General features: G+C 44.0%; 12 protein-coding genes. 10 read left to right on the forward strand and 2 right to left on the reverse strand.

What is annotated here, in order from left to right:
• Positions 1–59 precede the first annotated feature (59 nt).
• The 7 genes from OB236_RS11385 to OB236_RS11415 all read left to right on the forward strand — a co-directional run bounded on the left by OB236_RS11385 (position 60) and on the right by OB236_RS11415 (position 11,846).
• Positions 60–2,357, forward strand: a complete 2,298-nt coding sequence (locus tag OB236_RS11385) for a helix-turn-helix domain-containing protein (RefSeq protein WP_262684109.1) — start codon at positions 60–62, stop codon at positions 2,355–2,357.
• Between the two features lie 234 nt (positions 2,358–2,591).
• A complete protein-coding gene (locus OB236_RS11390; RefSeq protein ID WP_262684242.1) occupies positions 2,592–3,473 on the forward strand; it encodes an ABC transporter permease in 882 nt (293 codons plus the stop codon).
• A gap of 93 nt (positions 3,474–3,566) precedes the next feature.
• Positions 3,567–4,445 (forward strand): carbohydrate ABC transporter permease, encoded by an 879-nt coding sequence (locus OB236_RS11395; protein WP_262684110.1) that lies wholly within the window; start codon positions 3,567–3,569, stop codon positions 4,443–4,445.
• Positions 4,446–4,497: 52 nt separating this feature from the next.
• Positions 4,498–6,150, forward strand: a complete 1,653-nt coding sequence (locus OB236_RS11400; protein WP_262684111.1) for an extracellular solute-binding protein — start codon at positions 4,498–4,500, stop codon at positions 6,148–6,150.
• Between the two features lie 353 nt (positions 6,151–6,503).
• A complete protein-coding gene (locus OB236_RS11405) occupies positions 6,504–8,357 on the forward strand; it encodes a chondroitinase-B domain-containing protein (RefSeq protein WP_262684112.1) in 1,854 nt (617 codons plus the stop codon).
• A 112-nt stretch (positions 8,358–8,469) separates the two neighbouring features.
• On the forward strand, positions 8,470–11,607 hold the full coding sequence (locus OB236_RS11410) for a discoidin domain-containing protein (RefSeq protein WP_262684113.1): 3,138 nt from the start codon (positions 8,470–8,472) through the stop codon (positions 11,605–11,607).
• 35 nt (positions 11,608–11,642) lie between these two features.
• On the forward strand, positions 11,643–11,846 hold the full coding sequence (locus tag OB236_RS11415) for an Ig-like domain-containing protein (protein WP_262684114.1): 204 nt from the start codon (positions 11,643–11,645) through the stop codon (positions 11,844–11,846).
• A 206-nt stretch (positions 11,847–12,052) separates the two neighbouring features.
• Here the strand turns inward: OB236_RS11415 and OB236_RS11420 are convergent, their stop codons facing one another.
• Both OB236_RS11420 and OB236_RS11425 read right to left on the reverse strand, forming a co-directional pair.
• Positions 12,053–12,340, reverse strand: coding sequence for a hypothetical protein (locus OB236_RS11420; protein WP_262684115.1), 288 nt, complete (start codon positions 12,338–12,340; stop codon positions 12,053–12,055).
• An 85-nt stretch (positions 12,341–12,425) separates the two neighbouring features.
• Entirely contained in the window at positions 12,426–12,677 is a 252-nt protein-coding gene (locus OB236_RS11425) for a hypothetical protein (protein WP_262684116.1), read from the reverse strand.
• Between the two features lie 635 nt (positions 12,678–13,312).
• Here OB236_RS11425 and OB236_RS11430 point away from each other — a divergent pair.
• The 3 genes from OB236_RS11430 (at position 13,313) to OB236_RS11440 (ending at position 17,101) form a co-directional block, all read left to right on the forward strand.
• Positions 13,313–14,284: an aromatic ring-hydroxylating dioxygenase subunit alpha gene (locus OB236_RS11430; RefSeq protein WP_262684117.1), complete on the forward strand. Its 972-nt coding sequence runs from the start codon at positions 13,313–13,315 to the stop codon at positions 14,282–14,284.
• A gap of 143 nt (positions 14,285–14,427) precedes the next feature.
• On the forward strand, positions 14,428–15,813 hold the full coding sequence (locus tag OB236_RS11435) for a DHA2 family efflux MFS transporter permease subunit (RefSeq protein WP_262684243.1): 1,386 nt from the start codon (positions 14,428–14,430) through the stop codon (positions 15,811–15,813).
• A gap of 289 nt (positions 15,814–16,102) precedes the next feature.
• Positions 16,103–17,101 carry an ABC transporter substrate-binding protein gene (locus OB236_RS11440; RefSeq protein ID WP_262684118.1) on the forward strand — a complete coding sequence of 333 codons (999 nt, stop codon included), beginning with the start codon at positions 16,103–16,105 and terminating at the stop codon, positions 17,099–17,101.
• Positions 17,102–17,250: the final 149 nt, after the last annotated feature.

Consider the following 17,250-nt stretch of genomic DNA (forward strand, 5'->3'; position numbering starts at 1 on the left):
AATCAGGGGTTGGTCTTTAAGGTTTAGTTAAGTAAATCAGCACAGCGAGGAAGATAGTTATGGACATATTAAGTAAATGGTTTTATCGCCGTACGATGTATTCGAGTATTTTGTTTTCCTATTTGCTTATGCTCATTATCCCGTTATTAATTGAAACATTTAGTTACGTGCAATATTCCAATCTGATAAATAAAGAAACAGAAATCTATAATCTCTCTTTATTAAAACAATCCCAAAGGGTTTTAGATGACCGGCTTCAAAGTATTGAGGAAATGACGATGAACCTTTCTTTGGATACTCAAGTACAACGATTTATTAATGTAACGGAGAATATGGATGCTGTGGATAAATACAATATGAGCAAGTTGATTGAAAGTTTAGCCAGATATAAGAAAACCAACAGCTTTATTGACGGCGTTTATATATATTTTCCGAAATCGGGTTCAGTTGTAACCGAATCTGCAAAATCGACTGTGGATGATTTTTATAAATATGTATATCGGTATGTGGACTGGGGGTCGGAAGACTGGAAATATTCGCTCAATCAAGTTCACAACTTTGAATATAGAGCGGCTCAACTCACACTTAGCGATGCCTCAGCCCCAAGCAGCGTCATTTGTCTGCTCCAATCCGTATATCAAGGGTCGATCAAACAACCGGTAGCAACCATCGTGGTAACCATTGATGCAAAGAAGGTAGAAGAGCTTCTTTCAGACGGACCGTCGGCGTTTGGCAATCTTTATGTATTGGATCATTCCGGTAATAAATTGCTTGGGTTAGGGGACCAGACCTTGTTATCTTCCGTGCCTAAGGAACAACTGATCCATCAGCAAAGTTCAGGTATACAAGTGAAGAATCAACAGTTTCTTGTTTCCAGTATTCGTTCCTCCTACCGTGAAAGGCAATATGTATCGATTACATCCGTTGAATTCATAAAAAATGATTTAAAACGAATTACGGATTTAGTCATTCTTGTAACGTTTGGTTTAATTACAGCCGGGATTATCCTTGCCTTTATCCTTACCAAAGGAAAATACGATCCGATCAAAAAATTGGCTGATAGTTTCCAGGCAAAGATGGAAGCGGCTCCAGCCGATGCAGCTAATGAGCTTAAAGTAATAGAATGGGCTGCCGATACGGCTTTTAAGGAGAAAGAGTATTTTTTACAAGCCATGCAAAGACAGATGCCTGTTTTACGCTCCAATATGCTCTTAACCTTGATGAAAGGCAACATCACAGCCGAGGAAAATTCTCTTGAAGACATCGGGATTGAATTTAATGCTCCCTATTTCTGCGTCTTTTTAGTTCATGTCGATCAATATCACGAAAGTAAGCTTAAGGAACGCAACTTATCTAAATTTGTAATTAGTAACGTGCTGGAGCATTTGGGCAGGGAATTGGGACAATCGTATGTCGTAGATTTGGATATCGATCGGGTAGGGTTGTTGATCAACTTAGCCCATGATAACGTTACGGTTCGAATAAATTTACAAGATGCAGCTGCTAAAGCCTTAGAGTTTATTGGAGTTAAATTTAACAATACGATTACGATTAGTATCGGGGGTGTTCATGAAAAGCTGGAGGGGGTCTATCGATCTTATCAGGAAGCATTCCGTGCAATGGAGTATCAAATCATTAGAGGGTATAGCAGTGTCATAACCTTTGATGAAATTAAAGCCAAGCACAAGCCGCAAACTTATATATATCCGATACAGACAGAGGAGCTCCTCATCAGCAGCATCAAACATGGCGATATAAAAAAAGTTCGTGAAATCATGAATGATGTATATGAAATGAATTTTGTATCCAGTCAATTGCCACTGGAAATGGCCCGCTGTCTGTTCTTTGATATGATGGGGACGTCCATTAAGGTGCTGAATTCATCGGTTACGGAGTACGAAAATATTTTTGACAAAGGCCCACAGCCTTACGAATTGCTTATTTCCAGTCGTACCATACAGGAAATGCAGGGAACGCTTTTGTGGATATACGAGCAAATCTGCGAACATATCCATGAGGATAAAAAAAGACACAGCCATCAGTTGGAGGATCGCATCATCGCTTATATCCAGGAATATTATATGGATCCCGATATCAGCTTGACAAAGGTAGCCAGTATTATTAAATTGAGCCCCAGTTATTTATCTGGATTTTTCAAAGAACAGGTAGGAGAAAATTTCTTGAATTATGTAAACAAGCTAAGAGTTGATGCCGCTAAAAAGATTTTAGTTGAACAATCGATATCACTTCAAGAGGTAGCAGCGAGAGTAGGCTATTCAAACAATGTGGTATTGATTCGAAATTTTAAAAAATACGTCGGAATGACACCTGGTGAATACAGGGAAAAGAATTCATAACCACCATAAGAAATGATAATGAAATTTATATAATCGTTTTTCGCAAATATAATCAACGATTTGAAGTATTGATTCTTTACCTGCTGCTACTGCTCCTCTATGATAAGCGTCAAGCACCAATAAATCAGGAAATGGAGGAGCGAGGGTATGAGTTTAAACCGCAATGAAGCAGGCAAGGATGCTTTAAGTCAGCAGCACGTGCTGTCCAGAATCATTCACATTCTCTACAAGGATATGATAAAGAACAAATATATTTACCTAATGATGCTTCCAGGTATTTTATATTATCTCATTTTTCATTATATTCCTATGTATGGAGCTACGATCGCTTTTAAACAGTTTACCCCGGCAGCAGGTGTTTGGGGCAGTCATTGGGTAGGATTTAAACATTTTCAAGATTTTTTTAACAGCTATTATTTTATACGAATCATCAAAAATACCCTGTTAATTAATTTGTATTCACTGGTATTCGGGTTCCCAGCACCGATCCTGTTAGCTTTGTTATTAAATGAATTAAGGAAGCATTGGTTTAAACGAACGGTGCAAACATTAACGTATTTGCCGCACTTTGTCTCCGTAATGGTAATAAGCGGTTTGATCATTGATTTTTCTTCCAAAAATGGCTTGTTCAATGATATCATCGTTTGGTTTGGCGGCAGCAGGGGAAATCTGCTCATGGAATCGGAACTGTTCCGTTCGATTTTCGTCAGTTCCAGCATTTGGCAGGAGATTGGCTGGGGCTCCATCATCTATTTGGCTGCATTGTCAGGCATCGATCAGGAGTTGTATGATGCAGCAAAAATGGACGGTGCAGGCCGGTGGAGGCAGACATTGAACGTGACGCTGCCGGGGATCATGCCGACCATCATCATATTGCTCATTCTGAGAATCGGCCACATGATGGATGTGGGATTCGAGAAGGTCATCCTGCTGTACAACCCATCGACCTATGAGACGGCGGACGTTATTTCTTCCTTTGTTTATAGAAAAGGAATTGTCGATGCCAACTATAGCTATAGTGCAGCGATCGGTTTGTTCAACTCGCTCATTAACTTTATCTTACTGATTGTGGCCAATAAATTAAGCCGGAAATTTTCGGACTCCAGCTTATGGTAAGCGGTTCTTACGATGCAAGTCTTGCTGCGCAAAACTCGGTATATGCTTACGATGCTAGTTTCGCTAAAGCGAAACTTTCAGGAGATGAAACATATGAAAAGAAATTTAAGTGAAGTTACCTTTGATGTGGGAAACGTCATAATCCTCTGCCTACTCACGATTGCGACATTATATCCATTTTTATACGTAGCGTTTGCTTCCATCAGCAGCCCTTCGGAGCTTGCGGCCCATAGCGGTCTGCTGCTGTTTCCACGCGGCATTCAATGGGAAGCCTACAAGCTTGTGTTAAACAATCCGTTAATCTTATCCGGTTACAGAAACACCTTGATTTACGTTGTTGTCGGAACTACGCTAAATATCGTCGTGACGGCTTTAATGGCTTATGCTCTTTCCCGGAAAGGTGTCTTGCTGCGAAATTACATCATGATGTTTATCGTGTTTACGATGTTTTTTAGCGGAGGCCTGATCCCGACTTATCTGATGATAAAGGGTGTGGGACTTTTAAATACGATGGGCGCCATGGTTTTGCCGGGGTTGATCAGTACGATGAATTTGATTATTATGAGAACTTATTTTCAATCAATCCCCGAGAGCCTGGAGGAATCCGCAAAGCTTGATGGTGCAGGTGATTGGGTCATTTTATTCCGGATTATTATCCCTTTGTCCATGCCTGTTATTTCGGTCATGATTCTATACTACGGTGTAGGGCATTGGAATGCTTGGTTCAACGCTTCCATCTATTTGAACAAGTCGGAGTTATTTCCTCTGCAGCTTGTACTACGAAATATTCTGGTCACCAATAACACGGATGACATGATGGTTACGCTTGGAGTTAATCAGAAAGGTCAAGACATGAGCGAGGTCATCAAGTATGCGACGATAATGGTAGCTACGATTCCTGTGCTGCTTGTATATCCGTTTCTGCAAAAATATTTCGCCAAAGGCGTTATGATCGGTGCGATCAAAGGCTAGTCATCCATCTTTAATTAGAAGAAAAATTAATTTCTCAGGGGGTATATGTTATATGTTAAAAAGAAAATCCACGCACTCACTATTGGCATGTGTCCTGTTCGGCAGTGTTTTGGCCGGTTGCGCTAGCGACAAGTCCACAAGCAATCCATCGGCGGCATCGGATACGAACGGTACCGAATCACTATCGATGCCCATAACGCAAAAACCGATTACGATAAAATGGTATCAACGAAATTATGTGGAAACCGAATTGAAGAGCATGGGAGAAATGGAAGTGTTTAAAGAGCTGGAAAAGCGAACGGGGATCCATATTGAATTCGTACATCCGCCTAATACGCCTGATGCCTTGAACGTCATGCTGGCTTCAGGCGATTATCCGGATGTCATTTTCTGGGATTGGTCCAGTGTTCCACGCGGTTTAACCGGCCTTATTAACGATGGGGTCGCGATTAAGCTAAACGATTACATGGACAAGTATGCGATTAATTACAAAAAAGCGCTTGTCAAATATCCGGATGTAAAGAAATTCGTTACACTTGATGATGGCACGTATCCTGCATTTTTTCAATTGGATCCCGATCCTCTGAGAACGAGCTATAACGGCCTGATTACCCGCAAGGATTGGTTGGATAAGCTGGGCTTGAAGCCACCCACAACGATTGACGAATGGCATACAGTATTAAAGGCTTTTAAAGAAAAAGATCCCAACGGCAATGGCAAGGCGGATGAGATTCCTTACAGTATCGCCAAAACCCCTAGCGGAACCGCGCTTGGAGGGATCGGAAGCGGTATGTCCGAATTCACCGCAGCATGGGGAATATTAGACGGATTTTACAAGGACCCTGCCAGCGGAAAGCTGATGTATGGGCCGTTGCAGCCACAATATAAAGATTATCTGACAACAATGGCCAGTTGGTATAAAGAAGGACTCATTGATTCAGAATTCGCCTCGACGGACTCTAAAGGCTTGACGACGAAACTGCAGAACGAATTGGTTGGCACCACTTTCGGTTCGTTAGGTTCAATCATCGGAAATACGACTACTTTGGCAAGAGCTAAGAATCCAAGCTTCTCATTAATCGGAGTAAAACCACCGATAGGTCCAGGCGGAAAATCGTATAATTATTCTTCACAAACGATCCAAAAGGTCGGTCTTTCGGCTATCATTACCAAATCTTCTAAATACCCAAAAGAAATCATTAGACTGATAGACTATATGTACTCGGATGAAGGCCAGGCGCTCCTGAATTGGGGGATCGATGGAAAAAGCTATGAGGTGAAGGATGGCAAGAAGTTTTTTACAGATGACATTATGAAAAGCAAGGATGGCAAATCTCCTCAGCAAGCGATTTATCGCTACGCGACACCTGTCTTTGGGCATACAAAAGTAATGGAATACGAACCTTGGAGCCAAATTTCCTTGCCGTTTCCGGAACAACAGGAGTCTATCAAAACATTTGCCAGTACGGATACTTCCCTGAATACGACATTATCGATTAGCTTAACGACAGACGAGAGCTCCCAATTAGGGTCGATTATGAGCGATATCAATACTTATAAACAGGAAACGGTACTGAGGATACTTATGGGGGCCGATCCAATAAGCAAAATTGATGAGTTTCAAAAAAGGTTGAAGAGCATGGGGATTGACGAGGCCAATAAGATTTATCAGACCGCTTTCGATCGTTTCAATGCAAGAAAATAAATGCCACTGTAATTAACAGTTTAGTATAATTACCCAATACGAAGCGAGCCTTAGATGAAATTCTAAAGGCTCGTTTTCCTTTTTAATTATAAAAATGGTAAAAAAACACAATTCAATCATAAATAAATTCATTCCAATCTGAATGACGGGATTGTAAAGTAAAAATTGGAAAAAGAATACAGAAGCAAAATGTAATCGCATACATAAGTTCTTTTTCCATGCTTGAAGCACCATGAAATTAGGCAGAATGGGGGGAATGGGGGATTTACCAGAAGTCGAGTAAACGAAGATAGTCGGGTGCCTTTGACTGGATCGGGGTGCTTTTTAAACTAATTATTGAGGATGGTGTAATGATGTTTAATTTTAATCACAAGCAAATTGTCGGTCTCATGCTATGTATTTGTTTGACATTGATGCTGTTTCCAAGCTTAGGCTTTGCGGCGGATGCCAAATTAAACGCTTCTGCTGTTAGCGCAAGCTCGGATGACGGGAATGTACCGGGTAACACGGTTGACGGGGATTTGAATACCCGCTGGTCAGCGAACGGCGATGGGCAATGGATTAAGTACGATCTGGGCAGCAGTAAAAAAGTCTCTTATATCAAAATTGCCTTTTATAACGGTAGTACGAGAACGTCCACATTCGATATTCAAACGTCTACGGATAATACGAATTTTTCTACGGTACAATCCAATGTTACAAGCACTTTAAGCGATGCGCTGCAGACGTTTAACTTCACGGATGTCGATCCGGCTCGTTATGTAAGGATTGTGGGACATGGAAATTCCAGCAATACATGGAACAGCTACACCGAGGTGGAGATTTATGGCGACGTATCCAGCAGTGGAACGGCCGTAAATGTATCCACAGCTGCGCAATTAACAACAGCTATTAATAATGCGACTGCAGGCACGACGATTGTGCTTGCGAATGGCACATACAATGGTCCTTTCAGCATATCAAACAAGAACGGAACGGCGAGCAGTCAGATTCTTATCCGTTCGGCGAATCAAAGTCAGGCGATTATTTCGGGCAGCGGGGGTTTTACACTCAGCAACTCGTCATATGTAACAATCCAGGGCTTGAAGTTCACCAATCAAGGTACTGCGGTCGCTCTATCGAGCTCCGATCATAATCGGATTACTCGCAACCAATTAGCTTTAGCAACGAATACAGCTGCGACGAAATGGATTGTACTTAACGGAACGGGTAGCAACAACAACTGGATCGATCATAATGAATTCGGTCCGAGGCATGACCTGGGTCAAATGATTTCGATTGATGGCTCGGGTGGTCAGGTAGCACAGTATACGCTAATTGAATATAACTATTTCCATGATGCGGATGTCCAAACATCGAATGGGGGCGAAACGATCCGCGTCGGTTTATCCGGATTGTCGATGTCGGACGGATTTAATACGATTCAGAATAATTTGTTCGTCAATTGTGACAGTGATGCAGAGGTCGTTTCGGTTAAAAGCAAGAACAACACCGTTCGTTACAATACATTCCGCAACAATAGTGCGCAGGTGACGGCACGACATGGACATAGCGATAGCTTTTACGGCAACTTCTTCTTCGGAGACGGGGCTAAAGCATCGGTTGGCGGGTTTCGGATTTATGGCAATGACCATAAGATATACAATAATTATTTTGAAAATTTGACCAGCGCTGCGATCAATATTGACGGCGGAGATTTCGACGCTGGTTCCGCAGGCACTAATTATACGAGTGCGAACTTGACTGCGCATTGGAGAGTTTATCGCGCTCAGGTTACGAATAACACGGTAGTGAACAGTACAGGCAGCAGCTTGGCTGTAGGCTTAAGCTTTACCTATGCTCCAGTGGACAGTGTGATAGCGAATAACATTGCCAAAAGTTCAACAGGGACGCTGTACAATGAAGCGAAAACCTCAAACACCGTATTCGAAGGCAATATTGGATATGGAACGACGCTGAATAATGCTTCCAGAACCTCGGCTGAGATCAGGAACATCAATCCGCTATTTACAACCTCCAACGGCTTGCAAAAATTATCTTCGACCAGTCCAGCTCTCGATGCCGCAGTAGGCTCGTATGCATATGTGACGGAAGATATGGATGGGCAAGTGCGTGCGACGAAGGATGTCGGAGCTGATGAATATTCAACTGCGCCAATTGTTCGACAGCCGCTTACTTCAGCAAATGTCGGACCGAACGCGCCTTAGCAGGAAGATACGAGTTACCCGCAATACCTTTGCATTGACCAATTCGAACAGGGGCTTATAAGAAGACAGTAGCGAAGAAATTCAAATATGAACCGAGAAAGGCGATGAATTCGTGCACTCCATTCAGAAGAAGAAACCGTTTCATATCTTGCTGGCTGTTATTCTTGCTGTTGCACTCATGCTGCCCAGCCAGGCTTTCCTTCCTTTTGCACATGCAGCGAGTGAGCTAAACTATGCTTTAAATAAACCAGTACCGGGCAAAAGCTCGGATACGTCCGCCGGTCGGGCTACTGCTGCAGTCGATGGTAATCCCGGTACGTTCTGGCAGCCTCTCTCGAGCGACCGTGTGGACAATCTCAATGTTTGGATGACGGTGGATTTGACAGCTCAGCAAAAGATCAATAAGACAGTTTTGAATTTTGCTGGTACCGAATCCATTGTTAATGGGTATAAAATCCTGTACTCCAATGATAATAGCAATTGGACTGAAGCTTATGCCAAAAGCAGCTCGTCAGGGGCTATACAAGCTCAGGATACGGCCAATTTTAGCGAGGTGACGACAAGGTACGTTAGGGTATCTATCGACCTGACAGGTAATTCTCTATTTAAGCTTGGAGAGTTTGAAGTCATAGGGGAAGGTGAGCCTAACACGCAGTCAGATTTAAAACGCGCATATATTTCCGATACGGCGGGCAATGAATACCCTCTGGACTCGACAATAAAGCTGCATAAAAATGAGAGTGCTTCATTAAAGCTTCGAGGCGAGCTCGTAACAGGCAATGAAGCGGATTTATCCGACCCGGGATTCCTCGTGTCCTTGATCAGCTCGAAGCCGGCAGTAGCTTCGGTTAATTCATCTGGCGCGCTGGCTGCGCTGCAATCCGGCATTACCCAAATCACCGGAACGATCAGACAGGGCAGCATTACGATGACAACAAGTATATGGATTGATGTGAGCGATCCTGAGCTGTTGATAGCCGATCTTCAGATGACCCATCCGGTTATGACGGTCAAGGTCGGTCAACCCGCGTTTGTAAAGCCTGGAGATGTATATCCTGCCCTTATGGTTAATCCCTATGTTGAAGCAGTATTAAATGGCGTGCTTGTAGACAGCGTACAAAATGTCGTATATCGACTGCCTGAAACTTCTTTGAGACCAGGTACTATGCTGCAACTGCAAATACCAGGTACGGTATCGAATATCGGGGAGCATCAAATTCGGCTGACTCTCACACCCACAGGGAAATCGATGCTTTACGACACGTTTTACTTCTTCTCTGCGGATGTCGGTACCATACCAGCAGGTCAAAGCCGCCTTGCATTCATAGGGGCTGGTGGCAAGCTCGTTTATGCTTCGGACTATAAGGGAAATAAACTGATCGATTACTCCGACGCCGGGTATATGGGAGGCGGAGTAAAGCTGCCCGATTTACCGGTTAGATTGACGCTATCGCCTGCCATCAGTGGTGATGACACGGCACGAATTCAAGCGGCGATCGATGAAGTGTCTAATATGCCGCTTTCTGCGGACGGATTCCGTGGGGCCGTCCTTCTCTCTAAAGGGACATATCGAGTGGGAAGCAAGCTTTTTATCCGCAACGGGGGTGTCGTGCTGCGAGGTGAGGGTCAGGGCGAGGACGGAACCATATTATTCGCTACAGGAACGGAAAAGCGGAATATTCTCGAAATCGGCGGCGCTAGTGGTCCAGTGGTCAGTTCAGCTATAAAAACGACCATTAGCGATCTATATGTTCCGACCGGTGCCCGCAGCTTCCGTGTGGCCAATGCGAGTCAATTCCAGGTGGGGAACTCCGTCATGGTACGCAGAATAGGGAATGACCGATGGATTCACGAGCTTCTTATGGATCAAATTACGGACAGACCGGGAACAGACGGCAGTACGCAGCAATGGACCCCATTCGATTTCAGCTTCGACAGGGTCATTACTAAAATCGAAGGGAATGTCATTACTGTAGACGCTCCTCTAGCCAATGCATTCGAATTGCGTTGGGGAGGGGGAGAGCTTCTGGCTTACGATGATCCTGCCCGGATCCAGCAGGTCGGGGTCGAAAATATGCGTGTCGATGTCAACTTCGACGCTTCCATCATTAAAGCGGATAACGGTGTAAACTATTATGCTGACGATGCTCACCCAGAAACCTTCATCGCGTTCAAGAGCGTCAAAAATGCCTGGGTTCGCGACATCACCGCCCTTCATTTAGGATATGCCATGGTATACACAGGCAGAGATACGAAATGGACGACTACGCAGGACAGCACCGTGCTTGAGATGGCCAGCACACTTGACGGCGGGCGCAGATATCCTTTGTTATATGAAGGGCAGCTCGGCTTGACTCAGCGGGTCAACGTCGATTCGGCAAGACACGCATACATCGTAAGCAGCCGTGTTCCAGGGCCGAATGTTTTCCTTGACGGTGTAGCGACAACCCAATTCAACACAACCGAACCGCATCACCGTTGGTCCGTCGGCGGCTTGTTCGATAATATCGACGCCAACATTGCCATTCAGGATCGTGGATGGCTCGGCAGCGGGCACGGTTGGGCCGGGGCAAACTGGGTGGCCTGGAATACTAAAGGGGGCCTTGCTCTGCAGAATCCCCCGACCGCACAAAATTATGCAGTCGGTTTCACAGGAACAGTAAGTAAACCGTTTCTTCCAAACAAGGATGACATGAGGGCGCGCGAGGGCGGATATTGGGAAAGCCTCGGTACATCCGTTTATCCGCGAAGCCTGTACTTGCAGCAGCTGCAGGATCGGGTGGGAAGCGATGCTGTAATCAATATCGGAAAGCATTTTTACGGAGAGCCCAAGCTAAGCAGCTTGACCGTTAGTGAGGGACAGCTTAGCCCAGCGTTTACTGCTCAACAAACAGACTATGAGGCGAGTGTTACGTACAACGTGTATAAGCTTACGGTCACTCCTTCTGCAGTTGATACAGGCGCAAGCTTGCGGGTCAACGGAACTCCGGTTGCTAGCGGGCAAGCGAGCCAGGAGATTGGATTAGGCTATGGCGCCAATACTGTCGAGATTTCCGTCTACTCTCCAAGCAATCTTGCGTCCAGAACCTATAAAGTGAAGGTTAACAGAGCACAGCCGCAGCTGCAGTCCATTGCTTTCAAGTCTGGATTTATATTCGTAAAGACCGGTGAATCCCAAACGACCGAAGTTCAGGGGGCATATGAGGACGGAAGTACAAAAGCGTTGATATCGGGAGTGGTTTACCGGTAAAGCCAGGAGAAACTCACACAACGGTTGTACAGGCGGTGTATTCGGATCGTAGCAAGAAACAGATAACGGCGGGAGTCACTTACCGCTCATCCAACAGTGCTGTAGTCCAAGTAGACGCAAACGGTATTGTCAAGGCGATAAAGGCAGGTAAAGCGGACATTATCGTCGATTACGGCGGTGAGCAAGAGAGGGTTAAGGTAAACGTAACTACCTCGAGTGGTGGACATGGGTTCGATTAGGGTTATTTTATTTCTATCGGAACAATAAGATTCAATGCTACCGTTATTGCCTGCGATCCGGCTGCATTAAACTTGATTCGAAGATTTACGTTGAAGTATTGAGAGTAAGAGCCTTGGCTGCCCGGATGAATGGCATTCGTGTTCTCTGGCTGCCACCCCTTTTATACGTATCAAAGAAGCCGGCCCATTGGGCGGCTTCTGCTCGTTTACTTCGTAATTTGGATGAGGGCGATCTGGACTTTTGCTTCCGGCATACCGGAATAAATTTTTTGGTAAATGCCCCACTTCGGACGATTGATCGTTGCGTTGTCTCTCCAATTATCTTTAGTTCCGCTGTAGGATATGAGTGTTGTGCCGTCCAGCTTCTTTAGCGTCATGTTAATGGAGCCGCTATCGGTGTTTTGGACAGTGACCGTTGCTGCCACCCATTGACCGTCGATATTCGAGAAGGCGGTCTGAGCGAGCACTTGATGAAAGTTGCCTGTAGGCGGCATCGGTCAGGGACTCATGGCACGGAATTGCCAATTGTACGCAACTGTCTGACCAATAGTAGCCTTCACATTGTTGTATGCCTTCACCTCAATGCGCTGCCGATCTGTATTGCTTATTGCTGCCGTCCAGCACCGCAGCAGCCGATGCGGTTCCTGCCTTGAACATGAATACGTTCCCGACGGAGGATGAAGTGGATTCAAACAGATGACCCGAATCCGTAGGACCGTCAATCGGATCCGATCCGAGGTATTGTTGGAAAATTGCCAGTGCCGTCTTCCCGCTGTTTGGTCCGTTCTCCTTTCCAATAGGATGATGTAATTGTAATGGAATCTTTTCCATGTAAACATGAGTTTCCTTGTGCCGAGGGAACGAAAAGTTTTGAAGCTATATTGTCCACCCCTCAGTAGTTCATATCTAAGCCCTCATCTTGTTGACAAGGTTAGGGCTATTTGATGCATACCCAGATACTCTCGTACCTCTACGAGCTTGAAATTTCTGTGTACAATATAAGTTTAGTAAGCGAAAAAATAAAAAGATTGACTTTTTGTTGTGATAATGCAGGTACTTGACAGGCATATGATACGATAAAAAAGTTAAAAGTTCTCCTCTACATCGGCTTTCCTAGTTACATGTGACTGGAGCCTAAATGATGATGAGCACAAATTAAGTCGTTTTGGTTACTGGAGAGTCTCGGGGAATTGGAGAAGCTATTGTAAGACGTCTTGATTACGAGGGCACATCCGTAGCATTTCCCTATGCAGCTCACAGCAAAAAGGAGTCAACAATGCTGGGGTATCAAGCATGAAGCTTTATGATCAGCTTTCAATCGAAGAGTTCGATTATATGATTGCTGTGAACGTTGGCTCCATATTTTCAGCCGTACAAGTAATTGCACCTCAACACTTCGTTCTGTCAGTTTTTATGCAATTCCAGTGAAAATTGAAAAAAGACTAAAATCATTAGGAGGAAATTTCTTGAAGAAAGATTATTTGTTAAATGAGTGGCATTGCGTATACCTTGCATCTGAATTAAAAGAAGAACCACAGCAAGTTTTTGCTTTAGGGGAAAGAGTGGTTATATATCGAACAAAAACTGAGGTTCATGCTTTTAAGGATCTATGCATCCATCGTGGCGCAGCTCTTTCGCTCGGTAAAGTTAAAAATGGATTGCTAGTCTGCCCATATCATGCTTGGGAATACAATACTGCAGGAGAATGCGAAAAAATACCGGCTTTACCCTGTGGAAAGGCGATTCCTAGTAAGGCGAAAGCTACAGTCTATCGGTGCATTGAACACATTGGGTTTATATGGGTTAATATAGGTGAAGACCCAGCCCCATTAGTTGCATTTCCTGAATATGATCAAGATGAATACCGGACAGTCGCTATAGGACCTTATGATGTCAAAGCTAATGCACCACGTATTGTTGAGAACTTTTTAGATATTGCTCATTTAATGTTCGTACATGAAGGGATGCTTGGTGATGCAGATCATGCAGAAATCCCTGTGTTTGATATTAATTTTACGGATGGTCGTTATATAACAAGCGAAATACTGCTCTACCAACCTAATCCGGATGGCCGATCCAGTGAAGGGTACTCAAATTATGTGTACGAAATTTTATCACCGATGACTGCTCGATTTAAAAAGAAAGCTCAGGATTCAAATAATGAATTTTCGTTTTTCATTACTGTTGTTCAAGAAAAAGAAGAACAAACAAAAGTTTTTATGCTACATTCAAGAAATTTCGAGCTAGATCAACCTGATGAACCGTATACAAGATTTACAGATATATTGCTAAAGCAAGATATTGAAATTATTGAGAGTCAAAAACCTGAATTATTACCTCTTGATTTGCAAGAAGAAATGCATCTGAAATCAGACGCTATCAGCATCGCTTATCGTAGGTGGCTTAAAAAGCTAGGTGTAGAAACTGGAATTATTTAACGAAATGATTGATATAGGAATTTAGTACTAATTGGTTTTCATTTAAGAATGAAGTTTTTTACAGAAGCAGGAGAGTGATTTGTTTGCAAGCAAGTATAGAAGCGGAGCAACAAGCTGTTAAAAGTGTTAGAGTGTTTCCAATTATGGCATCATTGATGCTTGCTGGTTTTGTTGGTACGTTCAATGAAACAGCGTTAAATATTGCACTCAGTAATTTTATTCAAGTATTTTCTATTAGTACATCTATCGCTCAATGGTTGACAACTGGTTATTTGCTCACACTGGGTATTCTAATTCCGTTGTCCGGATTATTGATGCAATGGTTTACAACAAGACAGCTTTTCTTGACAGCGGCCATTGTCTCTCTCGCAGGTGCGGGTATCGGGGGGATGGCGGGAAGCTTCGAGGTTCTACTGACAGGCCGTATCTTACAAGCTACTGGGACTGGGCTTCTTCTGCCACTCATGTTTAATATGGTATTTATTATATTTCCCGCCCACAAACGCGGTATGGCGATGGGGCTTGTTACTATGATATTTACTGCTGCCCCGGCTGTGGGCCCCACCGTTTCGGGATTGTTAATTGCAAATTTAAGCTGGCACTGGATATTTTGGCTCTCCTTCGTATTAATGCTCATCGCATTGCTTGTTGGAAGTTTATATATGCAAAATGTATCTACGATTACAAAGCCACGTATTGACTTGTTCTCCTTAGCCGTGTCAACAGTTGGTTTTGGCGGCATTGTGTTCGGATTTAGTCACGCTGGTGAAGGAGATGCCGGATGGAATAACGCGATGGTCGTTTGGCCGCTAATTGTTGGAGGGGTTGCGCTTATCTTATTTGTTTTTCGTCAATTGACGATGGAAAGACCATTAATGAATGTGAAAGCTTTTAAACATCCGATGTTTCTTGTAGGTACCCTATTAATTTTTGTATGTATGTCGATTAACATCTCTTCCATGTTGTTATTGCCGATGTTTTTAATCCGAGTGTTAGAAATGAGTACGTTATCGGCAGCGATTATCCTTCTTCCTGGTGGAATTGTAATGGGGCTATCATCCCCTTTGATCGGCCGCCTGTTTGATAAATTCGGCCCAAGGTTTCTAGTTATTCCGGGTCTTGTCCTGGCGGCGGTTGCACTTTGGTTCTTCACGGATATTACCGCTATATCAACAACTGCTTTCATTGTAACGTTGCATGTTTGTTTAATGATTGGCATTGCATTGGTATGGATGCCTGCGCAAACCAATGGGATGAATCAACTACCGCGCGAGATGCATCGGGACGGGACGGCAATTATGAACTCGCTGATTCAAGTTGCAGGTGCGATTGGTATGGCCGTATCGGTGAGTATAATGACTGCTGGTGGAAATAAGTACATGAAAGCAGCATCGATGGCAACCGAATCACCGATTACGCGAGAAGCGCTTGCTGCCGGTATTCAGGATGCACTTTTGTTTGTGTTGTCAGTTGCAGTAGCAGGCGCAATCGTTGGACTAATGATTAAACGTGTAAAAGTCTCCCGTTAAGCGGAGTTCCTTACCAAATAATCGGAAGCTTTTCGTTAAAACAGAAGGGGCCAGACTATGGTGTGTACTTTAAGCTCTCCAAATTTTACTAAGTACTGGTCAGCATAGATAGCTTCCATTGATGGGTAAATTTTGAAAATCACGTTAATGAGGTTAATTGACAACAAATATGATAATGATTATCATTATCTGATGTAAATGCTTCTGGTGTGGGGAGCCGTCCCCCGCAAACGAGCTAGTCAGCATTTCCTCTTTAACACAATCTATCATCATATGTGGAGGTAACACCATGAATAAGAAACGAATTTACCCATTGTTAGGACTGCTGTTAGGTGCTGCAATAGTAGGAATCGGATGCTCTAGCACAACTAATAATAGCGGAGAAGGCAGCAATTCACCGTCAGCCTCTTCAGGATCGTCTGCAACAGCGAAGCCCGCTGCTGAACGTGTGATGAAGGATGCGCTAGGTCACGAAGTGAGCATACCGGCAAAACCCGAGAGAATTATTGCCTCCTATCTTGAGGATCATCTAGTTGCTCTTGGAGTCAAACCGGCTGCCCAATGGTCGATCAACAATGGAAAGTCGGTGCAGAACTACCTTCAGAAGGAGCTGAAAGGGATTCCCACCATACCAAGTGATCTGCCATTCGAATCGGTCATGAGCTTCGCTCCGGACTTAATCCTCGTGGACAGTGCGGAGCAAGTAGCCGGGGACAAATATGCCCAATATGCTAAAATCGCACCGACATTCACCGTAGGGAGCGGCGTCAACAATGACTGGCGGCAGGAGTTAATGACTGTAGCCGAAGTATTGAATAAAAGCGAAGAAGCTAAGCAGGTTTTGGTAAGCTACGATTTAAAGGTGAAAGAAGCCAAGGAGAAATTAAAGCAGGAGATCGGGACCAAATCCGTAGCTGTTCTCTGGGTAACTAGCAAAAATGTATATGTGCCTAACGAGAAGCTGTCCTGCGGTGACGTTCTGTACCGGGACCTGGGTCTTACCGTACCGGAAGAGATTAAGGAAATATCCAAAACAGCTACAGCCAACTGGAATCCTATTGCCATGGAGAAGCTTGCTCAAATGAATATTGACTATATGTTTATTGTGAACAGCAAGGGAGTTGCGAATGAAGAGATCCTAAAGGACCCGGTTTGGGCCGGCATTCCAGCTGTCAAAAACGGGCAAGTATTCCAATATGACGATACTGCAAGCTGGCTGTATACAGGTATCATTGCAAATGGACAGATGGTAGACAATGTTCTGGAGCGAATCTTGAAGAAAATATAACTGGCAATCACAGCTTTGTCTGGTTTGCCGGCAGCAGCGGCAGCCCCAAAAACTCAGATCGCTCTCACCACAAACAGTCCAGGCTTTTGAGCAAATGGGTGATTAGCATCATACAAACGACCTGGACAGGTGGCGGATGGTTATATCAT

The organism is Paenibacillus baimaensis, from assembly GCF_025567575.1.